Source organism: Pseudomonas sp. 8_5_2, from assembly GCF_059295255.1.
Genome location: NZ_CM181238.1, coordinates 2,839,466 through 2,862,408 on the forward strand (window position 1 = coordinate 2,839,466; position 22,943 = coordinate 2,862,408).

At 64.1% G+C, this 22,943-nt stretch carries 15 protein-coding genes and 2 pseudogenes; 7 read left to right on the forward strand and 10 right to left on the reverse strand.

The genetic code is table 11. The annotated features are described in order from the left end of the window. Positions 1-57 precede the first annotated feature (57 nt). The 6 genes from AC5O5R_RS13025 to gspG form a co-directional block, all read right to left on the reverse strand. Positions 58-1,113: a tetratricopeptide repeat protein gene (locus tag AC5O5R_RS13025; protein ID WP_172228037.1), complete on the reverse strand. Its 1,056-nt coding sequence runs from the start codon at positions 1,111-1,113 to the stop codon at positions 58-60. A gap of 259 nt (positions 1,114-1,372) precedes the next feature. Beyond that, on the reverse strand, positions 1,373-2,788 hold the full coding sequence (locus tag AC5O5R_RS13030; RefSeq protein ID WP_172228039.1) for an efflux transporter outer membrane subunit: 1,416 nt from the start codon (positions 2,786-2,788) through the stop codon (positions 1,373-1,375). Continuing rightward, complete coding sequence (locus AC5O5R_RS13035; RefSeq protein WP_494515448.1) at positions 2,785-5,964, reverse strand: efflux RND transporter permease subunit; 3,180 nt, start codon at positions 5,962-5,964, stop codon at positions 2,785-2,787. The genes AC5O5R_RS13030 and AC5O5R_RS13035 overlap by 4 nt, the downstream gene beginning before the upstream one ends. Positions 5,965-5,976: 12 nt before the next feature. Continuing rightward, complete coding sequence (gene mexE / locus AC5O5R_RS13040; RefSeq protein ID WP_172230150.1) at positions 5,977-7,218, reverse strand: multidrug efflux RND transporter periplasmic adaptor subunit MexE; 1,242 nt, start codon at positions 7,216-7,218, stop codon at positions 5,977-5,979. 145 nt (positions 7,219-7,363) lie between these two features. Next, positions 7,364-8,554: a type II secretion system F family protein gene (locus AC5O5R_RS13045; RefSeq protein ID WP_172230153.1), complete on the reverse strand. Its 1,191-nt coding sequence runs from the start codon at positions 8,552-8,554 to the stop codon at positions 7,364-7,366. An 11-nt stretch (positions 8,555-8,565) separates the two neighbouring features. After that, a complete protein-coding gene (gene gspG, locus AC5O5R_RS13050; RefSeq protein WP_014861762.1) occupies positions 8,566-8,991 on the reverse strand; it encodes a type II secretion system major pseudopilin GspG in 426 nt (141 codons plus the stop codon). A 185-nt stretch (positions 8,992-9,176) separates the two neighbouring features. Here gspG and AC5O5R_RS13055 point away from each other — a divergent pair, with 185 nt between their 5' ends. The 4 genes from AC5O5R_RS13055 to AC5O5R_RS13070 all read left to right on the forward strand — a co-directional run bounded on the left by AC5O5R_RS13055 (position 9,177) and on the right by AC5O5R_RS13070 (position 14,536). Then, a complete protein-coding gene (locus tag AC5O5R_RS13055) occupies positions 9,177-9,770 on the forward strand; it encodes a transglycosylase SLT domain-containing protein (RefSeq protein WP_172230156.1) in 594 nt (197 codons plus the stop codon). A 118-nt stretch (positions 9,771-9,888) separates the two neighbouring features. After that, complete coding sequence (locus AC5O5R_RS13060) at positions 9,889-11,349, forward strand: sensor histidine kinase (RefSeq protein WP_172230159.1); 1,461 nt, start codon at positions 9,889-9,891, stop codon at positions 11,347-11,349. A gap of 297 nt (positions 11,350-11,646) precedes the next feature. Beyond that, positions 11,647-13,140 carry a sensor histidine kinase gene (locus AC5O5R_RS13065; RefSeq protein WP_494515449.1) on the forward strand — a complete coding sequence of 498 codons (1,494 nt, stop codon included), beginning with the start codon at positions 11,647-11,649 and terminating at the stop codon, positions 13,138-13,140. Further along, positions 13,109-14,536 (forward strand): sigma-54-dependent transcriptional regulator, encoded by a 1,428-nt coding sequence (locus AC5O5R_RS13070; protein ID WP_172225772.1) that lies wholly within the window; start codon positions 13,109-13,111, stop codon positions 14,534-14,536. Before AC5O5R_RS13065 ends, AC5O5R_RS13070 begins: the two co-directional genes overlap by 32 nt. Before the next feature lie 104 nt (positions 14,537-14,640). Here the strand turns inward: AC5O5R_RS13070 and AC5O5R_RS13075 are convergent, their stop codons facing one another. From AC5O5R_RS13075 to AC5O5R_RS13085, 3 genes are all read right to left on the reverse strand, one after another. Then, complete coding sequence (locus AC5O5R_RS13075) at positions 14,641-14,934, reverse strand: hypothetical protein (protein WP_172225775.1); 294 nt, start codon at positions 14,932-14,934, stop codon at positions 14,641-14,643. A gap of 84 nt (positions 14,935-15,018) precedes the next feature. Continuing rightward, positions 15,019-16,371 carry a GntP family permease gene (locus AC5O5R_RS13080; RefSeq protein WP_172225778.1) on the reverse strand — a complete coding sequence of 451 codons (1,353 nt, stop codon included), beginning with the start codon at positions 16,369-16,371 and terminating at the stop codon, positions 15,019-15,021. 111 nt (positions 16,372-16,482) lie between these two features. Further along, positions 16,483-17,022, reverse strand: coding sequence for a gluconokinase (locus tag AC5O5R_RS13085; protein ID WP_172225781.1), 540 nt, complete (start codon positions 17,020-17,022; stop codon positions 16,483-16,485). 207 nt (positions 17,023-17,229) lie between these two features. Here AC5O5R_RS13085 and gnuR point away from each other — a divergent pair, with 207 nt between their 5' ends. The 3 genes and pseudogenes from gnuR to AC5O5R_RS13100 form a co-directional block, all read left to right on the forward strand. Further along, on the forward strand, positions 17,230-18,249 hold the full coding sequence (gene gnuR, locus AC5O5R_RS13090) for a transcriptional regulator GnuR (RefSeq protein WP_172225784.1): 1,020 nt from the start codon (positions 17,230-17,232) through the stop codon (positions 18,247-18,249). 118 nt (positions 18,250-18,367) lie between these two features. Next, positions 18,368-19,150 (forward strand): annotated as a pseudogene (locus tag AC5O5R_RS13095) (PAS domain-containing protein); the annotation flags it as partial. Between the two features lie 102 nt (positions 19,151-19,252). Further along, positions 19,253-19,687 (forward strand): annotated as a pseudogene (locus tag AC5O5R_RS13100) (methyl-accepting chemotaxis protein); the annotation flags it as partial. Here the strand turns inward: AC5O5R_RS13100 and AC5O5R_RS13105 are convergent. Further along, positions 19,662-22,934, reverse strand: a complete 3,273-nt coding sequence (locus tag AC5O5R_RS13105) for a transporter substrate-binding domain-containing protein (protein WP_494515450.1) — start codon at positions 22,932-22,934, stop codon at positions 19,662-19,664. The pseudogene AC5O5R_RS13100 and the gene AC5O5R_RS13105 overlap by 26 nt on opposite strands. Between the last annotated feature and the right edge of the window lie 9 nt (positions 22,935-22,943).

Consider the following 22,943-nt stretch of genomic DNA (forward strand, 5'->3'; position numbering starts at 1 on the left):
TGATACCCACTGGACCTTGGGTGCGAGCCCAAGGTTCAACACAAATTCAGGGCTTCACTACAAGCCCTGCTGCAGTACCGGATCGTCCGGGTTCTGTCGTTCGAGCTCGGCCAGCAGCACCTGTACATTCTGTAGCTGGCCGGTCTCTTTCCAGTACTGGATGAGCAACACCCGCGCTCGGCGATTGGCCGGCTGCCGGTTGAGCACGATTTCCAGCTGCTTCTGTGCCGCGTCAAGTTGGTCCAGCTCATGCAGGGTGACTGCCAGGGTATAGCGGTAGTCGCTATTGTCCGGGTCCAGCTCGACGGCGCGGGACAAGGCCAGCAAGGCGTACTCGCGCTGGTCATGACGGTTCAGCCAGAGCCCCAGCTCATACTGCAGAAAGGCCGAATCCGGGCTCAGGGCCAACGCCTTGCCCAGCACCTGGCGCGAGGTGTCGTGATGGCCCTGGCGCTCCAGCAGGCGCACCTGGGTAGCAAGGGCGTCGAGGTTGCCTGGGGCTACCGCCAGCGCCCGCTGCAGGGCCGTGGCGGCTTGGTTGTAGTCGTTTTCATGCAGGTACAGGCGTGCGAGGTGAACTTGGGCGTCGGCATCCTCGGGTTGTTGCTCCAGGGCTTGCTGGTATTGCTCAAGGGCCGCCTGGAGCGGGCCGAAATACAGGCCGATGGCGTCGGGGTCAAGGCCCAGCAGGGCGTCTACGGCAGCAAAGCGCACGCTTTGCTCGTCGTCGTTCAGCAGCGGGCCGAGCACCAGGCTGCGCTGCGCCGGCGGCAGCAGGCGGCGTATGCCGGCAATCGCCGCTCGGCGCACCAGCGGCTCGGCATGCGCCAGGTCCTGTTGTGCCAGTTTCAATGCCTGGGGCGATGGGTAATTGGGCAATTCGGCGTACAGGGCTGCCCGGCGGATGGCCGGCAAGTCGCTGCGTTGCAATTGCTGGTAAAGCACCCGCGCGGCACCAGGCTGGCCCTCGTGAGCCTGGCGCAGGGCCTTGGCGTAGCTGTGTGCTGGCAAGGTCGGCGCGGCCGGCTGGTCGTCGTGCCACAGGTAGCCGAACAGGGCCGATACCAGGGTCAACAGCAGCAGGGCAATCAGGTAGCGGTTGCGTCTGGGCATTGATGGGACCGTGGCGACGGGAAGCGCAGAGCTTGGGGCAGTGGGGAGGGAAATGCAACCGGGGGCGGCGTGCGCCTGGTGGGGGACCGAGTGAGGGCTGCCATGTGTTCGGCTCGGTATTGAGGTGATGCACACACCGAGCGCCGAAGAGGGTGCGGCATACATCATGAACCCCCATAAAAAAGCCCCGCAGACCAAAGCCTGCAGGGCAAACGGCTGGGGGAGAATCCAACCAAAGGAGCCGTTGAAACAGGATGTATCAGTGCGCGATGGCCACCGCTTCCGGTTGCCAGCCGCCGCCCAGGGCCTTGTAGATCGAGACAATGCCGCGGTACAGCTCGACCTCACCCTGTGCTTGCGCGTCTTCAGCGCTAAGCCGTTCGCGTTCGGCATCCAGCAGCACCAGGTAGTCCACCGTCCCTTCGCGATAACGAATCGAGGCCAGTTGCGCCGCTTTGCGGCTGGCGTCGCTCTGGCGCATCAGCGACAACAGCCGCTGCTGGGTCTTGTCGTAATCGCTGAAGGCGTTGGCCGATTCTTCCAGGGCCAGCAACACCTGCTGTTCGTAGTTGGCCAATGCCCCTTCGGCATCGGCCTTGGCACCGCGCAGGCGGGCCCGCACGCTGCCCAGGTCGAACGCCGCCCAGGTGATGCTCGGGCCCAGCGCCCAGGCATTGGCCGCCGAGGAGCCGAGCTGCGATCCCCGCGCGGCGGTAAAACCAAGGAAGCCGCTGAGGCTGACGCGGGGGAACAGGTCGGCCGTGGCCACACCGACGTTGGCGGTGGCGGCTGCCAGCTGGCGTTCGGCACTGCGGATGTCGGGGCGGCGGCGCAGCAGTTCACCCGGGTCCCCCACCGGCAGGGCCTTGGTGATGGCCGGCAGGGCTTTAGGCGACAGGTCTACGCTGAGCGCGTCGGGGCGCTGGCCGAGCAGGGTGGCGATACGGTGTCGCGCCCGGGCCTGTACGGCCTGCAGCTGCGGCACGGTGGCTTCTACCCCGGCCAGGCGCGCATCGGCGCGAACCACGTCGAGGTCGTTGCCGACGCCGGCATCGCGCAGGGTTTCGGTGATGCTGCGTGATTCCTGCTGGGTCTTGAGGTTGGCCAGGGCGATGTTCTCGCGCAGCTGCGCACCTCGCAGTTGCCCGTAGGCATCGACCAGCTCGGCGATCAGGCTGACCTGCAACTGCTGCAGGTCGGCGGCGGCCGCCCCTTCCTGAGCTTCGCTGGCCTCGATCTGGCGCTGGATCCGGCCGAACAGGTCGAGCTCCCAGGCCATGTCCAGGCCCAGGTCGTAACGCTCGCTGTTCACCCGGTTATCCGCCTGGCCAGGAATCTGGCCCTTGCCGATGTCGCTGCTGGCGCGGCTGGTGACTACCGGCAACTGATCGTTCTCGGCGTCTTCACGAATCGAGCGGGCCGACTTCAGGCGGGCGAAGGCCACGCGCAGATCCCGGTTGCCCTCCAGCGAAGCCTGCACCAGCTGGTTCAGCACCGGGTCGTCGAACTGCTTCCACCACAGGCTTTCGAAGCGGCTGCGGTCATAGGCCTTGGCCTGTACGTCACCACTCAGCTGCGCAGGCTCGGTGGCTGGCGCCTTGTAGTCCGGGCCGACTGCACAGGCGGCCAGGGCCAGTGCCAGCAGGCTTGGGGTCAGGGGTTTGAGCAGGTTCATGCGTGGTTCTCCAGCACTTGCACGCGCTCGGCCTTGCGGGCCTGGCGACGCTCGACGAAACGGCGAATCAGGAAGAAGAACACCGGGGTCAGGAACAGGCCGAACACCGTCACGCCGATCATCCCAGAGAACACTGCCACGCCCATGGCATGGCGCATTTCCGAGCCGGCACCGGAGCTGAACACCAGTGGCACCACACCCATGATGAAGGCGATCGAGGTCATCAGGATCGGCCGCAGGCGCAGTCGGCAGGCCTCCAGCACCGCCGCCAGCGGGTCGAGGCCCTTGGCCTGCTCATCCTTGGCGAACTCGACGATCAGGATCGCGTTCTTGCATGCCAGCCCCACCAGTACAATCAGGCCGATCTGGGTGAAGATGTTGTTGTCGCCACCCGACACGATCACACCGGTGATGGCCGACAGCAGGGTCATCGGCACGATCAGGATCACCGCCAGCGGCAGGCTCCAGCTTTCGTACTGGGCGGCCAGCACCAGGAAGGCCAGCAGCACGCACAGCGGGAACACGAACAGCGCGGTATTGCCCGAGAGGATCTGCTGGTAGGTCAGGTCGGTCCACTCGAAGGTCATGCCGTTGGGCAGTTCCGCTTTCAGCAGCTTCTCGATCGCAGCTTCCGCCTGGCCGGAGCTGTAGCCAGGGGCTGCTGCACCGTTGATTTCAGCGGTGATGAAACCGTTGTAGTGCATCACCCGGTCCGGCCCGGAAGTGTCGCTGACCTTGAGGAAGGTTGCCAGCGGGATCATCTCGCCCAGGTTGTTGCGCACCTTCAGCTGGCCGATCTGCTCGGCATCAAGGCGGAACTGCTGCTCGGCCTGGACGTTGACCTGGTAGGTGCGGCCAAAGCGGTTGAAGTCGTTGGTGTACAACGAGCCCAGGTAGACCTGCAGGGTATCGAAGATGTCGTTGATCGCCACGCCGTGGGTCTTGGCCTTCTCGCGGTCGATGGCGGCATCGACCTGCGGCACGTTGACCTGGTAGCTGGTGAACAAGCCCGCCAGTTCCGGCACATTGTGGCTCTTGGCGATGATGTTCTGGGTTTCCTTGTACAGCGCTTCGTAGCCCAGGTTGCCACGGTCTTCGATCTGCAGGCGGAAGCCGCCGATGGTGCCCAGGCCTTGTACTGGCGGTGGCGGGAAGATCGCGATGTAGGCGTCCTGGATGTCGGCGAACTGGGCATTGAGCGCCGCCGCAATGGCCGCTGCCGACTGGCTCGGGTCCTTGCGCTGGTCGAACGGTTTGAGCGGGGTGAACACGATGCCGCTGTTCGGGCTGTTGGTGAAGCCGTTGATCGACAAGCCAGGGAAGGCCACCGAGTCGGCCACGCCAGGTTGTTTCAAGGCAATTTCGCTCATGCGCTTGATCACCGCTTCGGTGCGGTCAAGGCTCGCTGCATCCGGCAGTTGGGCGAATGCCACCAGGTACTGCTTGTCCTGCGACGGTACGAAACCGGTCGGGGTAGACGAGAAGCCCAGGTAGGTCAGGCCCATCAGGCCGGCATACACGAACAGGGCGATGCCGCTGGAGCGGATGACCCGGCGCACGCCGCCAACATAGCCATGGCTGGCGCGGTCGAAGAAGCGGTTGAACGGGGCGAACAGCCAGCTGCCCAGCAGTTTTTCCAGGAACCGAGAGAAACGGTCCTTGGGTGCATGGTGGTCCTTCAGCAGTACGGCAGCCAGCGCTGGCGACAGGGTCAGCGAGTTGAACGCCGAAATCACCGTCGAGATGGCAATGGTCAGGGCGAACTGCTTGTAGAACTGCCCGGTAAGACCGGAAATGAACGCAGCAGGCACGAACACGGCGCACAGCACCAGGGCGGTGGCGATGATCGGCCCGGTGACTTCGCTCATGGCCTTCTGCGTGGCTTCCAGCGGTTTCAGGCCCAGGCCGATGTTGCGCTCCACGTTTTCCACCACGACGATGGCGTCGTCCACCACGATACCGATGGCCAGCACCAGGCCGAACAACGACAAGGCGTTGAGCGAGAAGCCGAACAGGTGCATCACCGCAAAGGTACCAATCAGCGACACGGGCACGGCCAGCAGCGGGATGATCGAGGCGCGCCAGGTCTGCAGGAACAGGATCACCACCAGCACCACCAGCACCAGCGCTTCGAACAGCGTATGCACCACAGCTTCGATGGAGCCGCGCACGAATACGGTCGGGTCATAGACGATGCTGTAGTCCATGCCCTCGGGGAAGTCCTTCTTCAGCTCGGCCATCTTCGCCCGCACTTCGTCGGAGATCTCGATGGCATTGGAGCCTGGGCGCTGGAAGATCGGGATGGCCACGGCGGGCTGGTTGTTCAGCAGCGAGCGCAGGGCGTACTGGCTGGAACCAAGCTCGACCCGGGCGATGTCCTTCAGGCGAGTGATTTCGCCATCGGCGCCAGCACGGATGATGATGTTTTCAAACTCTTCCTCGTTGACCAGGCGGCCTTGGGTATTGATCGACAGCTGGAAGCTGGTCGAACCCGGGGCAGGCGGGGCGCCCAACTGGCCGGCGGCCACCTGACGGTTCTGCTCGCGGATCGCTGCCACCACATCACTGGCAGTGAGGTTGCGCGAAGCGGTCTTGTTCGGGTCCAGCCACACGCGCAGGGAGTAGTCGCCCATGCCGAACAGCTGCACGTCGCCCACGCCGCCCAGGCGCGCCAGCTCATCCTTGATGTTGAGGATGGCGTAGTTGGACAGGTAGAGCATGTCGTAACGGTTGTCCGGCGAGGTCAGGTGCACGACCATGGTCAGGTCGGGCGAGGCCTTGTCGACGGTGATACCGATGCGGGTGACTTCCTCGGGCAGCTTGGGCTGGGTGCGGGTGACGCGGTTCTGCACCTGCACCTGGGCATTGTCCAGGTCGGTACCCAGAGCGAAGGTGATGGTCAGCGTCAGCTTGCCGTCAGCGGTGGACTGGGAGGACATGTACAGCATGTTCTCGACACCGGTGATGGCCTGCTCCAGCGGCGCGGCGACGGTTTCGCCGATCACTTTGGGGTTGGCCCCGGGGAAGTTGGCGCGCACTACCACGGTGGGCGGCACCACTTCGGGGTATTCGCTGATCGGCAGCTGGAACAGCGAGATCGAACCGGCAATCAGCAGTATCAGCGACAGCACCGCGGCGAAGATCGGCCGGGTAATGAAGAATTTCGAGAAGTTCATCGGAGTGGTCCCTTAACCGCGTGGCGCTTGGGCGCTGGCGGCTTTTACTGTGTTGCCCGCCACTTTCGGCGCCGGGTTGCTGGCCTCCAGCGCCTGGCGCTGCTGGGCGAGGGCGGCGAGGGTCTGTTCGCTGGCCATCGCGGTTTCTTCCGGGGTGACTGCCGAGCCAGGGCGCACGCGCTGCAGGCCCTTGACCACGATACGGTCATCCTTGCCAAGGCCGCTGCGCACGATGCGCAGGCCTTCGAGCTTCGGCCCCAGCTCCACGGCGCGGTAGGCGGCCTTGTTGTCCTTGTCCATGACCAGCACGAACTTCTTGCCAAGGTCGGTGCCCACGGCTTCGTCGTTGATCAGCACGGCGTCGTATTGGGCGCTGCCCACCAGTTTCAGGCGTGCATACAGGCCCGGGGTGAACTGGCCGTCGCGGTTGTCGAACACCGCGCGGCCACGGATGGTGCCGGTGCGCGGGTTGACCTGGTTGTCGACGAAGTTCATCTGGCCCAGGTGCGGGTTGCCGGTTTCGTTGGTCAGCCCCAGGTACACCGGGGTGCTCTGGCCACGCTGGCCTTCACGGGCCAGCTGGGTGTACTTGAGGTACACGCGCTCGTCGGCGTCGAAGTAGGCGTAGACCTTGTCGGTGGACACCACGCTGGTCAGCGGGGTGACATCGGCGCTGACAATGTTGCCGGCGGTGAACTGGGCGCGGCTGACGCGGCCACTGATGGGCGCGGTGACGCGGGTGAAGCTGAGGTTCAGGCGCGCCAGGTCGAGCTGGGCCTGGATCGCATCGACGCCGGCTCGGGCCTCGGCAGCGGCGCTGCTGCGCGATTCGGCCAGCTCGGCAGAAATGGCGTTGCTGTCACGCAGGCGCTCGCCGCGGCGGGCTTCGTTGGCGCTGCGGATGGCGGTGGCCTTGGCCTGTTGCAGCTGGGCTTCAAGGCGGCGCACCTCGGCCTGGAACGGGCGCGGGTCGATCTGGAACAGCAGGTCGCCTTTCCTGACCTGGGCGCCCTCGGTGAAGGCTACCTGATCGATCTGGCCGGAGACCCGTGGGCGTACTTCGACGGTTTCCGGGGCTTCGAGGCGGCCGGTGAACTCGTCCCATTCGTTGATCGGTTGTTCGAGCACTTTGGCCACGGTGACTTTTGGCGCGGCGGGAGCCTGCACGGCGTCGGGGGTTCGACCGCAAGCGCTGATCACCACCACTGCCAGGGCAGCGAGGGGGAAGCGCAAGGGTTTGAGTGATTGTTCCATGGAGAACTCCGCCAATGTATTAGTAGTGGGCGGAGTGTGAGTGTGTTGCGCGCAAGGCACGAATCGAACGGGCCGAAGGTTAATATCACGCTGAATGATAGGTGCGGATCATTCACCGACGCCACGCATGGTCGGGGCTGGCGATTCAGTGAATGCTCGACGCCAGCTCAAAGATCGGCATGTACATCAGGATCACGATCAGGCCGATCAGCAGGCCGATGAAGGTCATCAGCAGCGGCTCGAACAGTTTGACGAACCATTCCACCCAGCGGCCGATTTCCTGGTCATGGAAGTCGGCGCAGCGCTCCAGCATCTCGCCCAGGTTGCCAGACTGCTCGCCTGCGCGCAGCAGCCGCAGTGATACCGGCGTGACCAGTTGCCCGGCTTCAAGTGCATCAGACAGCGGCAGCCCTTCGCCCACGCGCTGGCTGGCCTGTTGCAGGCCCTGCGCCGCCGCGCTGCCGAGCAGGCCACGGGCCATGCCCATGGCGGTGAGGATGGGGATACCGCCTTGCAGCAGGATCCCCAGCGAGCGATAGAAGCGCGCCAACTCGTACATCATCAGGCGCTGGTGCAGTGCCGGCAGGCGCCGCAGCTGGCAGGACGCCCAGCGTCGCACCCGTGGGTGGCGGCGCAACAGCCACAGCGCCGTGACCCCACCGACGGTGCCCAGGGCCAGCGGCAGTTGCTGGGCATGCAAGAACAAGCCGATCTGCATCAGCACCCGTGACAGCCAGGGCAATTCGGTGCCCATGCCCTCGAACACCTGGCTGAAGCGTGGCACCACGTAGCCCAGCAGGAACAGCACCACGCCACCCCCCACCAACAACAACAGCATGGGGTACACCGAGGCCCCCACCAGCTTTTGCCGCACCAGGTCCAGGCGCTGGCGGTAGCTGATGTAGCGGGCGAGGGCATCGCCCAGCGCGCCGGTGCGTTCGCTGGACTGCACCAGCGCCACGTACAGTGGCGGGAACACCCGTGGCTGCTGGCCCAATGCCTGGGACAGCGAGCGGCCTTCGTACAGCTGGCGTACCAGCTCGCTCAGCACTTTGCGCGCTGCGGCAGCGGGGGCCTTTTCTGCAAGGCTTTCCAGTGCGTCGATCAGCGGCAGGCCGGCGTTGAGCAGGGTAGAAAGCTCCTGGCTGAACAGCACCAGGTCGAACGCGGCCTCGCGGCGCCAGGCCATGCCGCGCAGGGCACCGCCCTGGCCGCGCAGGCTGAGCACACGCAGGCCCTGTTGTTCGGCCTGGCGCCGGGCCTGGTCGGCGTCATCGGCGTCGATCTGCAATTGCACCACGCCCTGTCTGCCCAGGGCCTTGAGGCTGTAGCGCATGGCCGCTCTCCTTACTGCCAACTGGTGATTTCGGCGTTTTCCCCGTCGCCGCCGGGCTGGCCATCCTTGCCCATCGACAGCAAGTCGTATTCGCCGCCGTTCTCGCCGGGTTGCCGGTAGATGTACGCGCGGCCCCATGGGTCCTGCGGCACGGCCTTCTGCAGGTACGGGCCGGTCCAGCGGGCCTCGCCACTGGGGGCGACCACCAAGGCCTGCAGGCCTTGCTCACTGTTGGGGTAGTGGCCGACCTCCAGGCGGTACAGGTCCAGGGCCTTGCTCAACCCCTCTATCTGCGCCCGCGCCACCTTGGCCTCGGAGCGCCCGAGCTGGCTGAAGTACTTGGGCGCGACGATGCCGGCCAACAGGCCGAGCACCACCAGCACCACCAGGAGTTCAAGCAGGGTGAAGCCACGTTGCGGGTTGGTTCTGCGCTGCATGATGAAACCCTCCACTGCATGGGAACACGCGTTTCCAGTCACCATGCAACAGCCGTGCACGTCTGCCTCGGGGCCTTGAGCCATGCGGCACAGGAAGCGGCACAGTGCTTGCGTCGTGGTCATCGACCTCGGGTTTTCCGGGGCATTTCCCCCACATCGGGGGCCACGACGAAGAGGCGACCGACATGCGTGGACTCATCCTTGGTTTGATCTGGCTGACGGCAGGTGCTGCCCAGGCCGATGTGTATATTTCCATCGATGCCAAGGGCGGCTACGTACTGACCAACGTCCATCGACCCGGGCGCCACTACGAAAAGGTGATCAGCGAGCCGCTGGCGCTGGCCGGCCCGGCCAATGCACAGATGATCACCGGGCGGCCGTACGCCGAGGTGGTCGCGGCGGCGGCGAAGGTCCACAACGTACCCCAGGCGTTGTTGCATGCGCTGATCAAGGCCGAATCGGGCTACAACCCCAAGGCCCGCTCGCGGGCCGGTGCGGTGGGGTTGATGCAGCTGATGCCGGATACTGCCCGCGAAATGGGTGTGGAGGACCGGCTGGACCCGGAAGACAACGTGCAGGGCGGTGCGCGATACATCAAGCGCATGCTCACGCTGTTCGACAACGATATCACCCTGGCCGTGGCGGCCTACAATGCCGGGCCGGATGCCGTGCTGCGGCGCGGTGCTGTACCGCCTTTTGCCGAAACCCGGCGCTATGTACCGACTGTGCTGAGGGAGTACCGCAAGCTGCAGGGCCTGGCAGATGATTCGCCGCTCTGAGCCAGCGGTGAGTGCACAGCCTGGGTAATACCCTTCGGCGGGCGCCATTAATTTAATACCATGGTCCCCCCAACTCTGGGCTATAACCTTCTCAAGGTGCCCAGCTGTGGAGTCCGTCATGGACATCGCCCCTCGTTCCGACGCTATGGATGTGCCTGCCGGTAGCGAGCTGGCCGCCCCGCGCAAGCCGTTCAACCTGCTGCGCTGGTACGCCTGGGTCAGCCTGGCCATCATTCTTTCGGTAGCCGCCGGGCTGGGGCTGATTTCCAGCCGGTTCATCATCGACGAAAGTGTCGAGCGCGACGCCTTGCTCACCGCGCAATTCATCACCTCCATCGCCGACGCCGAAGTGCGCCACGTGTCGATCCCCAATGTGCGCACGATGGGCGAACTGCTCGACCCGCGTACCGACCACATGGCCCTGCCGGGTGTCGACCCTGATGCCCGGCGCAAGGCCCGCGGCGAGTTCCTCGACCACATCGCCCACCTGCCGGACATGCTGCTGGCCAACATCTATGCCCCGGACCGCACGGTGATCTGGTCCAGCAACCCGGCGCTGATCGGCAAGCTGATCGACGCTGACGACGACCTGGATCGGGCGTTTGAATACAAGATGCGGGTCTCGGCCAGCTACCACAACTTCGAGCAGGCCCGCGCCGAGCAGAAATTCGTCACGCCGCCCGAGCAGTTGTTCATCGAAAACTACATTCCGCTGTTCGACGCCGATGGCGACCACGTTATGGCCATGGTCGAGATCTACAAGGAACCCCACGACCTGATCGTGCGCATCGAGCATGGCCTGATCCTGATCTGGCTGGCGATCACCGTCGGCGCGGCGCTGGTCTACATCGGCCTGTACGGCATCATGCACCGCGCAGCGCGGTTGCTGGCGGTGCAGCAGAAGCGCCTGATCAACAATGAAACCTATGTGGCGCTGGGCGAGGTGTCATCGGCGGTGGCCCACAGCCTGCGCAACCCGCTGGCCAGCATCCGCTCCAGTGCCGAACTGGCCCAGGCGTTCGACGAAGGCCCGGCGCAACGCAATGTCAACGACATCATCAGTCAGGTCGACCGCATGTCGCAGTGGATCCGCCAGATGTTGCAGTCGCTGCGCCCGCTCAACGATGAAGCCGTGGCAGTGGACTTGCCACAGGCATTGCAGGAAAGCCTGCAGACCTACGCCGTGCCGTTGGCGCGCGGCGGCGTGAGCCTGGACCTGCAGCCGTTACCGGCGGTGCAGGTGCTGGGCCACCCGGCGTTACTGCGGCAGATCTTCAGCAGCCTGATCGCCAATGCCCTGGAGTCGATGGAGCAGGGTGGGCGGCTGCGTATCGAGGTGGTGCGCCAAGACCGGAGCAGCCTGATCCTGCGCCTGTCAGACAATGGCAAAGGCATGAACGAAGCGCAGCAGCGCATGGCCTTTCGGCCGTTTTTCACCACCAAGCAGGGTGGTCTGGGCGTGGGTCTGGTGCTGGTCAAACGCATCATGGAGCGCTTCGGCGGCACGGTACGGCTCAGTAGCAGTGAAGGCCACGGGACGCGAGTGTCGTTGAACTTTCGTTTGGCAAAAAGCACCTAGAGGCATTAACTATATTCGCTAACTATTTGATATATATGCTTTTACTGGTTTTGGGGTGAAAAGTACCCAATTGTGGGGCATTGACCTCCGAGTATTTTTAATAAAACGCGGTAACCGGCTGAAAAATATACCTATTATTCTTTCAGTATCGGGCTGGCTGATTTTTTGCTACGTGATTGACCAAGCGCAACACGCGATGAATGGCAGCTGCGGCTGCCCAAGCGGGATGCTCTCAAACGGCTACTGCCATTTGCCTTGATGCATTTCTGAACGGACGCCCTGCGCGGGAACCACGCGATGCAGATGCTGGAAAACGAAGCTTCCGACAAGGCCAGTGCGACCCCCAGCGGTCTCGCCGTGCCATTGCGTGAATTCAACCTGTTGCGCTGGTTTTCGGTCATCAGCCTGTTGATCATCACTGCGGTGGCGGGTGGCCTGGGTTACGTCTCGACGCGCTTCGTGGTACGCGACAGCGTACAGCGCGATGCCATGCTCACCGCCCAGTTCATCCAGGCCATGGCCCAGGCCGAAGTGCGCCACTCGCAGTTGCCGCCAGGCACCACCATGGGTGAGTTGCTCGACCCGCGCCTGGACCAGCAGCACCTGCAGGTCAGCCCGGCACTGGCCGAGTCGACCCGGGTCGAGTTCCTCGACCATGTCGAGCACCTGCCGGATACCTTGCTGGCCAACGTCTATGCCCGCGATCGCACCATTGTCTGGTCGACCAACCCGGTGCTGATCGGCAAGCGTATAGAAGCCGATGGCGACCTGGACCGCGCCTTCCGCTCGCGCAAGGCGGTGTCGGCCAGCTACCACAAGGCTGAGCAAGGTCGCGAAGAGCAGAAGTTCCAGAGTGAGCCGCAATACCTGTTCATCGAGAACTACATCCCGCTGTTCGACAGCCAGGGCGAGCAGGTATTGGCCATGGTGGAAATCTACAAGGAACCGCAGGACCTGATCCGCCGCATCCAGCGCGGCTACGTGCTGATCTGGGCCTCCACACTGGTAGGCGGGGCACTGATCTACTTCGGGCTGTTCTGGATCGTGCGCAGGGCGGCGCAAATGCTGAGCTTGCAGCAGGACCGGCTGGTGGCCAGCGAAACCTACGTGGCGCTGGGGGAAATGTCCTCCGCAGTGGCGCACAGCCTGCGCAACCCGCTGGCCAACATCCGCTCCAGCGCAGAGCTGGCCCAGGAGATCGCCAACCCTGCCGCGCAGAAGAACATCACCGACATTATCAGCCAGGTCGACCGCATGTCATGCTGGGTACGTGACCTGCTGGTGTCGTTGCGCCCGACCAGCGACGAGGCCGAGGCCGTGGACCTGGTGGCTGCCATCGAGGACACCCACGTGGCCTTCTTCCAGCAGATCGAGCGCAACGGTGTGCGCTTTCACTTCGAAGGCCCTGACGTGCAGTGGGTCGCCAGCCAGCCGCTGCAGCTCACCCAGATTCTCAACAGCCTGTTCTCCAACGCCCTGGAGGCCATGCCCTCCGGTGGCATGCTGACCGCCCAGGTCAATGTGCAGGAAGGCCAGCGTGCCGAGTTCGTGCTTACCGACACCGGCAAAGGCATGAGCCAGCAGCAGGAACGCATGGTGTTCAAACCGTTCTACACCACCAAGCAGGGGGGGCTCGGTGTCGGCCTGGCCCTGGTCAAACGCATCATGGAGCGGTTTGGCGGCTCGGTCAGCCTGAGCAGCCGGGAAGAGGAAGGAACCCGCGTCAGCCTTACATTCAATATCGCAGCGGGAGGGGACCATGGAGCACAGCATCCTGGTAGTCGAGGATGATGAAATCCTCGCCGACAACGTTCGTACCTACCTCAGCCTGAAGGGCTTCGAGGTCACCGTGTGCCATAGCGCGGAGCTTGCGCTGGAGCAGATCAAGCGGGCTCAGCCCGACGCGGTGCTCACCGACAACTCGCTACCCGGCATGAGCGGGCACGACCTGCTGCGCACGCTGGTGGCCCAGGCGCCGGACCTGAAGGTGATCATGATGACGGGCTACGGCAACGTCGAAGATGCCGTGCAGGCCATGAAGGAGGGCGCCTTCCATTACCTGACCAAGCCGGTGGTGCTGGCCGAGCTCAAACTGACCCTGGACAAGGCACTGGCTGCCGAGCGCATGGAGCGCACGCTGACGTTCTACCAGGAGCGCGAGGCGCAGAAGTCCGGGCTGCAGGCGTTGATCGGTGAGTCGCCGGCCATGCTCAGCCTCAAGCACACCCTGCGCCAGGTGCTGGATGCCGAGCGGCGCATGGCCAGCGACGACCTGCCACCGGTACTGGTCGAAGGCGACACCGGCACGGGCAAGGAGCTGGTGGCCCGTGCCCTGCATTTTGACGGCTCGCGCAGCAAAGGGCCGTTCATCGAATTCAACTGCGCCTCGATCCCCGCCAACCTGTTGGAGGCCGAGCTGTTCGGCCATGAAAAGGGCGCATTCACCGATGCCAAGGAGCGCCGGGTCGGCCTGGTGGAAGCGGCCGACGGCGGCACCCTGTTCCTGGATGAGATCGGCGAGATGGACCTGGTGCTGCAGGCCAAGCTGCTCAAGTTGCTGGAAGACCGCAGCATTCGCCGGATCGGCGCGGTGAAGGAGCGCAAGGTCGACCTGCGGGTGATCAGCGCTACCAACTGCAACCTGGAGCAGATGGTGCAGCAGGGCAAGTTCCGCCGCGACCTGTTCTTCCGCCTGCGCATCATTGCCTTGAAGGTGCCGCGCTTGCATGCGCGTGGGCAGGACGTGCTGATGCTGGCACGGCACTTCCTGGCTCACCACGGCCGGCGTTATGGTAAGCCGAACCTGCGGTTTTCTGCCGAGGCCGAAAGCCTGATGCTCAGTTACACCTGGCCAGGCAATGTGCGCGAGCTGCGCAACATGCTGGAACAAACCGTGCTGCTGGCCCCGAACGAGGTGGTGCAGGCGCATCAGTTGAACCTGTGCATGACCTTGATCGACGAGCCGCTGGTGGCGCAGCCGACTGCCACGGTGTACGAAATGCCGCGGCATGATCCGGAGCCTGGGACAAGCCTGCCAGACATGGAGCGCGACCTGGTGTGCAAGACCCTGGACCGCACGGACTGGAACGTTACCAAGTCGGCGCGAATGCTTGGGCTGTCGCGGGACATGTTGCGTTACCGGATCGAGAAACTCGGGCTTACCCGGCCTGACAAGCGGCAGTGGTGAGAGAGGGCTGCTATGCAGCCCAATCGGCGGCCAGCCAGCGAGCTGGGGATCGCATCAGGGCTAACAGGTGCGATCCCCGTGGCGTAATCCTGCTCCCACGGCGATTAACGCTGACTATCTGCCCCACCCTGACGCCCGGCCCCTTCCGAGCCACTGCCATCCATCCCCGGCAAATCACGGTTGTCATCCTGCCGGGCCGGCGGGCTTTCAGGGTCGTTGCCCTGGATGCGCGGGTCGGTATCCCTGGGCATCGGCTTCTCGATCGGGTTGAGGGTGCTGTCCACCCCCGGCTTCGGTGCCGGATTATGCGGGTCGTCAGGGTAGGTGGGGCCGGTGCCGACGGCAAACGCCAGCGGCGAGGCGAGCAGGGCTATCAACAGAATGCTTGAGCGGTTCATGGCAGGCTCCTTTGCTTCAGGTAGGGCGCATACTTCCCTTCGGCCCTACCCGAAGCGTCAAGGTGCCATGACCCCGATCAACGGTCACACCACCTGCGACAGCAACATGATGAAGATGATGCCGACCACCGAAAGAATGGTCTCCATCATGCTCCAGGTCTTGAAGGTTTCGGCGACGGTCATGTTGAAGTACTGCTTCACCAGCCAGAAGCCGGCGTCGTTGACGTGGGACAGGATCAGCGAACCGGCGCCGGTGGCCAGCACCAGCAGTTCGCGGTTGACCCCAGGCACCAGGTCGATCACCGGGGCAACGATGCCGGCGCCGGTAATGGTTGCCACCGTCGCCGAACCGGTGGCGATACGGATCACCGCCGCCACCAGCCAGGCCAGCATGATGGGCGAGATTTCCGCCTGTACCGCCATTTGCCCGATCACGTTGCCGACACCGGTGTCCACCAGCATCTGCTTGAAGCCGCCGCCGGCCCCGACGATCAGCACGATGGCAGCGGTCGGCGCCAGGCTCTGGTCGAGCATCTTCATGATCTGCTGGCGGTTGAAGCCGCGCGCCGAACCGAAGGTATAGAAGGCCAGCAGCAAGGCCGCGAGCAGGGCGGTGATGGGGTGGCCGATCAGGTCCATCCACTGGCGCACGATGTGCTCGGCGGGCAGCACCACATCGGCAAAGGTTTTCAGCAGCATCAGTGCCACCGGCAGCAGCACCGTGATCAGGGTAATGCTGAAGCTCGGCAGGTTGCCCTGGTCGGACTCCTTGGCAATCTGGTCCATCAATTCCTGCGACGGGTTGCCCGGGATGTAGCGGGAAATGAAGTTGCCGAACAGCGGGCCGGCAATGATCGCGGTGGGCAGGGCCACGATCAGGCCATAGAAGATGGTCTTGCCGATGTCAGCGTGGAAGATGCCGATTGCCAGCAGCGGGCCCGGGTGCGGGGGCACCAGGCCGTGGACGACGGACAGCCCGGCCAGCAGCGGAATGCCGATCTTGACCAGCGACACGCCAGAGCGCCGGGCGACGATGAACACCAGCGGAATCAGCAGTACGAAGCCGATTTCGAAGAACAGCGGGATGCCAACCAGAAAGGCTGCGAACATCATGGCCCAGTGCACGTTCTTCTTGCCGAAGGCACGTATGAGCGTTTGCGCGATCTGGTCGGCACCGCCGGAGTCGGCCATCAGCTTGCCGAGCATGGTGCCCAGTGCGAGCACGATGCCGACAAAGCCGAGCACGCCGCCAAAACCGTCCTGGAACGATTTCATCACCTTGGCCACCGGCATACCGGAGGTCAGGCCGAGAAACCCGGCCGCCAGGGTGAGGGCGACGAACGGGTGCACTTTGAAATGGGTGATCAGCAGGATCAGCCCGATGATGGTAACCAACGCGTCGAGCAGCAGGAAGGTGTCAGTAGCCAGTCCGAACATGGTGTGAAGGCCTCGGTCTTATCGTTGTTTTTGGCGGAGCTTTTTTGAACTTTGCGTGTATATGCGGATCGGGGTAGCGCTGTCTTTGGTGAGCCAAGCAAACCGCCGCGATCAGGCGGTTTGCGCCAGGCCCGGCTCACCGCAGCGCTTTAGCCAGCGGTCTACCGCTTCGGCCAGGACTTCGATGGGTTGCGTGGCGTCCAGTGCCAAGGTCAATGGCTCGCCGCGCGGCGATTCCAAAGCAGCGAACTGGCTGTCGATGAGACTTGCCGGCATGAAATGCCCCGGGCGGGCCAGCACGCGTTTTTCAGCCTCGGCGGGCGACAGTTCGAGGAACACGAATACCAGCCCCGGCATCGCATCGCGCAGGGTGTCGCGGTAGCGGCGCTTGAGTGCCGAGCAGGTCAGGATCGGGCGCTCTCCGGCGTGTGTGGTGGCTTGCAACTCTTCACCAAGGCGGACCAGCCAGCCGGCACGGTCGGTATCGTCCAGCGGGATGCCATCACTCATCTTGCGGATGTTTTCGGCAGGGTGAAAAGCGTCGCCTTCGATCAGGCGACCGCCGCTTCTGGCAGCGATGGCAGCGCCGATGCAGCTTTTGCCGCAACCGGCCACGCCCATCACCACGATGGCGGACAGGGGAGAATTCATCAGTACCTCCTGCGGGGTGAGATAGCGCTGTCTCGTCGCCGACGAACAGCCACCTCCCCGGTGTTATTGGTCTTGTCCTTACGCAGTATGGACGCCTGGCGGCAAGCGCGCGGTGGCTGCTACCAAAGATTACATTGCCTGCGTCCTGAGACAGCGCTACCTTAGTGGCCGTTCCCCATCCTTGCAAGTAGTAAAATTACAACATCCATGTCCCGAACCGGCTCCCGTACTACAGGTCGTCCCACCCTGGCCGAAGTTGCCAGGCTTTCCGGGGTTTCCCCGATTACCGCCTCCCGCGCCTTGCGCGGGGTCAGCACGGTTGCGCCGGAGCTGGTGGAAAAGGTCGCCGCCGCAGCGGCGAGCCTGGGCTATGTGGCCAACCCGGCGGCCAGGGCCCTGGCCTCGGCGCGTAGCCATTCGGTGGTGGTGTTGATCCCGTCGCTGTCCAACCAGCTGTTCATCGACACCCTCGAGGCCATTCACGAAGTCATGCGCCCGCGTGGGCTCGAGGTGCTGATCGGCAACTATCACTATGACGTTGCCGAAGAAGAGAATCTGATCCGCAATTATCTGGCGTACCAGCCCTGCGGCATGCTGCTGACCGGGTTCGAGCGCAGCGACGCGTCGCGGCAGATGCTGGCCGCCAGTGGCGTGCCCTGCGTGCACATGATGGAACTCAACGGCGAAGCCGGGGCGTTGTCGGTCGGCTTCTCCCAGCAAGAGGCCGGGCGCGCTGCCGCCCGGCACCTGATCGAGCGTGGGCGCAAGCGCCTGGCGTTCATTGCGGCGCAGCTCGACCCGCGCGTGATGCAGCGTGCCGACGGGTTCCGCCAGGCGCTCGCCGAAGCCGGGCTGCAGGCGGCCGAGTTGGAAGTGCTGGCGCCGGAGCCTTCATCCATTGCCTTGGGCAGCGTGTTGTTCAGCCAGTTGCTGCAGCAGGCGCCGGATGTCGACGGCATCTTCTTCTGCAACGACGACCTGGCCCAGGGTGCGGTGCTGCAGGCGTTGCGCCAAGGGGTGGAGGTGCCGCGGCAGGTGGCAATGGTCGGTTTCAACGACCTGCCGGCGTCAGCGCACATGGTTCCGCGGCTCACCTCGATTCGCACACCGCGGGCTGCCGTGGGCCGGGGCGCGGCGCAGGCGCTGCTGGCCTTGCTCGATGGCAAGCGGGTGCCGAACGCGCAGCAGGACCTGGGCTTCGAGTTGATGGTGCGGGAGAGCTCCTGAGCCTCCTGGAGCGTGTGTAGTCATTAAAATGTATTAATTACAAAGTGATAGCACATTGCTTGCACTGCGCTAACGGCGATCTATGCTCAGGACACCGCGCATAAAGGAGCCCGGCGTCATGTTCGATTTCCACCGCAAGTCCGACCTGGTCGAGATCCAGCGTAGCCAGCAGGCCTTGGCCAATGCGCAGGCCAAGCTCGCAGCCATCAGCCGCTCCATGGCGATGATCGAGTTCGCCCCCGACGGCACCATCCTTGATGCCAACGAGCGTTTCTGCCAAGCCATGGGCTACAGCGCCGAAGAACTGCGGGGCAAGCACCACCGACTGTTCTGTGAGCCGGGCTACGCAAAAAGCGCCGAGTACCAGCAACTGTGGCGGGAACTGGGGCAGGGCAAGGCCATCAGCGGCACCTTCGAGCGCGTCGACAAGGCGGGCCGCGAGGTGTGGCTTGAAGCCAGCTACATGCCGGTGCTGGATGCACAGCGCCAGGTCAGCAGCGTGATCAAGGTGGCGTCCGACATCAGCCAGCGGGTAGTGCTGGAGCACGAAAGCGAAAGCCTGCTCAAAGCCATCGGCCGCTCCATGGCGGTGATCGAGTTCACCCCGCAAGGCCGAGTGATCAAGGCCAACCAGAACTTCCTCGACACCATGGGCTACCGCCACGATGAAGTGGTCGGCCGCCACCACGGGCTGTTCTGCCTGGCGCATGAGCGCGAGTCGGCCCAGTACCGTGAGTTCTGGGCTTCGCTCAACCGTGGCGAATACCACTCGCACCGCTTCGAGCGTGTCAACAAGCAAGGCCAGACGGTTTACCTGGAAGCTTCTTACAACCCGATTTTCGACAGCAAGGGCCGCTTGTACAAGGTGGTCAAGTTCGCCAGCGACATCACTCGCCAGGTCAGCACCCAGCAGAGCGCCGCCGATGCGGCACATGCCAGTTCAGTGCAGACCGACGCCTGCGCGCGCAAGGGCACCGAGGTGGTGCAGCAGACGGTGCAGGTGATCGAGCAGATTTCCCACGAATTGAACGACGCGGCGCGTAGCAACGATGCCGTGAGCAAGCAGTCGGATGTGATCGGGCAGATCGTGCTGACCATCCGTGGCATTGCTGACCAGACCAATCTGCTGGCCTTGAATGCGGCCATCGAGGCAGCCCGCGCCGGTGATCATGGGCGCGGTTTTGCCGTGGTGGCTGACGAGGTGCGCAATCTGGCGGCGCGGACCAGCAAGGCGACCCTGGAAATCGTCGATGTGGTGCGACAGAACCACGACCTGTCGCTGTTGGCGGTAGCCAGCATGCAGTCAAGCCTGAACCGCACCTGTCACGGCGTCGCGCTGGCCAATGAGGCCGGCACGGTGATCATGGAAATCCAGCAAGGCTCACGGCATGTGGTCGATGCCATCAGCCAGATCAGTTCGACGCTTCAATTGCACTGAGGGCTTCGCGCATCTCTTCAAGCAGCGCCTGCAGGCTGGCTTGAAGTTGTGCGCGCTGCTCAACCGTGGGCAACCCCTGCGCGTGGGCGTGTTCGATGGCTTCACAGTCGGTGGCCACGGTGCGTACCCTGATCATCCTGGCCCCGCCTTTGATGCGATGAGCCAAGGCACGCACGTCCTCATCCGGGGCGTCTGGGGACAGCGCGCGCAGGGCGGCCAGGTCTTCGTCGACGCTTTGTGACAGCTGCTCAAGCAAATGCCGGGTCAACTGCTCATCGTTCTGGGTCAAGTGGCGCAGCTCGGCCAGGTCGAACCCGCCGTGGGCTGCTTTAAGGGGCTGTTGCCGAGGGCGTGCCTGCGTCAGGTGCGCCTTGAGGGTGCGCAGGCCAATTGGCTTGAACAGGCATTCGTCCATGCCGCTGGCCAGGCAGCGGGTACGCTCCTCGGCCTGGGCATTGGCCGTTACCCCGAGAATCCGGCACGCCGGCAGGCCAAGGTCGGCCTCCAGGCTACGGATACGCCGGGTAAGCGCGTGGCCGTCCATGACCGGCATGCTGCAATCGGTGATCACCAAATCGAAGCATCCGTCCTGCCAGTGGGCCAGGGCGATTTCGCCATTCTGCGCCAAGGTCACACGATGCCCCATGGTGTGCAGTTGGCGCTCCAGCAGCAGCAGGTTGGCGGGGTAGTCGTCGACCACCAGAATATTCAGCGGCCCGCCGCTGCTTTCAGGGGCCGGCACTTCCTGTTCAGCTTGTACGGGTGCCGCGCAGGTGGGCAGCTGCAAGTTGACTTGCACACGGGTGCCGACCCCTTCGACGCTCTGCAAGCTCAAGGTGCCGCCCATCAATTCGGCCAGTGTGCGGCTGATGACCAACCCCAGTCCCGCACCCTGCCGTGCGCGCGGGCCGTCGACCTGGACGAAGGCACTGAACAGTCGGGCCTGGTCGGCAGGGCTGATGCCGATGCCGGTGTCGCGCACGTTCAGTTCGACCGCCAGCATGCTGTGGCCGGCGACCGTTGGCAGCAACAGGCTGGCCTGGACTTCACCGCGGTCGGTGAACTTGATGGCGTTGCTGATCAGGTTGGACAGCACTTGCTTGAGCCGCAGCGGATCAGCCAGCACCCAGACCGGCGCAGCGGGTAGCTCACCGTGCAGGTGCAAGCCCTTGGCCCGGGCATTGCCTTCGAACACGCGCAGGGTGGCCCGCAGCAGCTCGACCAGGTTGGTGGGCACTGGTTGCAGGGTGATATGCCCGGATTCGATACGGGAAATGTCCAGGATATCGCCAATCAGCTCGAGCAGGCCGATCGCAGAGTCGTGGGCGGTCTGCAAAGTCTGGGTGTCGCACCGGCCGCTGCGGCTGTCCTCCAGGGCGAGCTCCAGCAGGCCGATCACGGCATTCATGGGGGTTCGGATTTCATGGCTCATGGTCGCCAGGAAGGTGCTTTTGGTCTGGCTGGCCTGTTCGGCGTCGTCCTTGGCCTGACGCAGCTGTTCGAGCAGCCCGCGGCTCAGCGCCAACTGGTCCTGCAACGCGTGTTTTGCCTCGGTGCGCTGGTTGATCAGCTTGCGCAGGTAGCTGTTCCAGAACACCACCCCTGCCAGCAGCAGGCCGGACAGCACCAGCACCTGCAAGGTCAGGGTGCGGTAATCTCGCCAGGCGCTGTCACTGACCAGCGTGCTGGTCCGCCAGCGGTTGATCAGCTGGTTCAGTTCATCGGGGGGAATGCTCAGCAGTGCCTTGTCGAGAATGGCTTGCAGCTGAGGCTGGTCCGGGGCCACGGCGAAGGCGGCCACGGCCGCGTCGTCATCCAGCACGCTGGCGATGCGCAGGCGGTCCTTGAACACGTGGCTGATGTAGTAGGCGGCATTGATATGGCTGCTCAGGGCAACGTCGGCAGTCCCGTTGGCCACCGCTTCCATCAGGCCTAGCGGGTTGTCCACCTCGACCACCTTGGCCTGGGCGAAGCGTCCCTCCAGCGCCGCCCGTTGCGGGGAGCCGCGCACAAGGGCGATGCGCTGACCGTCCAGTGCCCTGGCCTGCGCCGGTGCGGAGCCATCGTTGCGGGTGACCAGCACCCTTGGGCTGACCAGGTAGGGGCGGGTATAGCGCATCTGCTTCGAACGGTCTGCGCCATAACCCAGGGCACCGATCATCTGCGCCTCACCGCGGGCCAGACGTTCGACCATTTCCTGCGCCGAGGAGCTCTCCAGCGGTTTGAAATGCAGCCCCGTTCGCAGGGAGATCTGCTTGAGCAGGTCGAGGGTGATGCCGCTGGGACGGTGCTGGGCATCGTTGAATGTGAGGGGTGCCAGGCCGGTATTGACCAGCACGTTGACGGTCGGATTGCTGGCTATCCAGGCTTGCTCCTCTGCGCTCAGCACTGACAGGTGGCGCTGAAGCAGCAGGCTGGTGTTGCCGCTGCTCCAGCGGCGCAGGATGTTCAGGCGTTCGCTTTCGCTGATGCGGGCCAACGCCTGATCGACCAGTCGGTGCAAGCGCGGGTTGTCGCTGGCCAAGGCAAAGGCGAACTCGCCAGGGGCAACCTGGCTGAAGTGGTCGATCTTCAGCGTGTTCTGGTAGCTCTTGCCCATGGTGAAATCGGTGCTGATCGCATCGCCCAGGTAGGCGTCGGCCTCGCCGAGCTCGACAGCGGCAAGGCCGGCCAGGGTTGAGCGATACAGGCTTAGCTGGGCCTTGGGATACAGGGCGTGCACGGCGCTGGCCGGCAGGTAATGGTCGACCATGGCCAGGCGCATGCCGGCAAGGTCACGCGCATTCTTCAGGTCACTGCCTTTGCGGGTGACAACGACAGGCAGATCATCGGCATAGGGGGTACTGAGGTTGAGCTCGGCGTCCGCCGCCTCGAATGCGTTGGAGCTGCCCAGCAGGTCGATCCGGCCCTCGCGCAGGGCCGCGATGGCTTCATGGCGGCTGTCGTACCGGCGCACTTCGATCGCAATACCCAGTTGCTCGGCGATGATGCCGGCGTAATCGGCGCTCAGCCCTTCGTAGTCACGCTGGCTGACGTTGATTTCGAACGGTGGATAGTCAGGCCGGGAGCTACCCAGCACCAGCCGCTGTCGTCGCGCGAGCCAGTCACGGTCGTCGCTGGGCAGTTGCAGCGGGGTGGCAGCGCTGACGGAACGCGCCAGCAGCTGTCGGGGTTCGCTGTCGGCAAGCAGACTTGCCGAGGCCGAAAGGCCAATGGCGATAACGGCACTGGCCAGCAGACGTTTCATGGTGGCCAA

Bases quoted from the DNA above. Each gene is read 5' to 3' on its own strand.
- AC5O5R_RS13075 (WP_172225775.1), bottom strand. From the start codon at position 14,934: ATGAACCGCTCAAGCATTCTGTTGATAGCCCTGCTCGCCTCGCCGCTG.
- gspG (WP_014861762.1), bottom strand. From the start codon at position 8,991: ATGCAGCGCAGAACCAACCCGCAACGTGGCTTCACCCTGCTTGAACTC.
- AC5O5R_RS13025 (WP_172228037.1), bottom strand. From the start codon at position 1,113: ATGCCCAGACGCAACCGCTACCTGATTGCCCTGCTGCTGTTGACCCTG.
- AC5O5R_RS13035 (WP_494515448.1), bottom strand. From the start codon at position 5,964: ATGAACTTCTCGAAATTCTTCATTACCCGGCCGATCTTCGCCGCGGTG.
- AC5O5R_RS13060 (WP_172230159.1), top strand. From the start codon at position 9,889: ATGGACATCGCCCCTCGTTCCGACGCTATGGATGTGCCTGCCGGTAGC.
- mexE (WP_172230150.1), bottom strand. From the start codon at position 7,218: ATGGAACAATCACTCAAACCCTTGCGCTTCCCCCTCGCTGCCCTGGCA.
- AC5O5R_RS13070 (WP_172225772.1), top strand. From the start codon at position 13,109: ATGGAGCACAGCATCCTGGTAGTCGAGGATGATGAAATCCTCGCCGAC.
- gnuR (WP_172225784.1), top strand. From the start codon at position 17,230: ATGTCCCGAACCGGCTCCCGTACTACAGGTCGTCCCACCCTGGCCGAA.
- AC5O5R_RS13105 (WP_494515450.1), bottom strand. From the start codon at position 22,934: ATGAAACGTCTGCTGGCCAGTGCCGTTATCGCCATTGGCCTTTCGGCC.
- AC5O5R_RS13030 (WP_172228039.1), bottom strand. From the start codon at position 2,788: ATGAACCTGCTCAAACCCCTGACCCCAAGCCTGCTGGCACTGGCCCTG.
- AC5O5R_RS13085 (WP_172225781.1), bottom strand. From the start codon at position 17,022: ATGAATTCTCCCCTGTCCGCCATCGTGGTGATGGGCGTGGCCGGTTGC.
- AC5O5R_RS13080 (WP_172225778.1), bottom strand. From the start codon at position 16,371: ATGTTCGGACTGGCTACTGACACCTTCCTGCTGCTCGACGCGTTGGTT.
- AC5O5R_RS13055 (WP_172230156.1), top strand. From the start codon at position 9,177: ATGCGTGGACTCATCCTTGGTTTGATCTGGCTGACGGCAGGTGCTGCC.
- AC5O5R_RS13045 (WP_172230153.1), bottom strand. From the start codon at position 8,554: ATGCGCTACAGCCTCAAGGCCCTGGGCAGACAGGGCGTGGTGCAATTG.
- AC5O5R_RS13065 (WP_494515449.1), top strand. From the start codon at position 11,647: ATGCAGATGCTGGAAAACGAAGCTTCCGACAAGGCCAGTGCGACCCCC.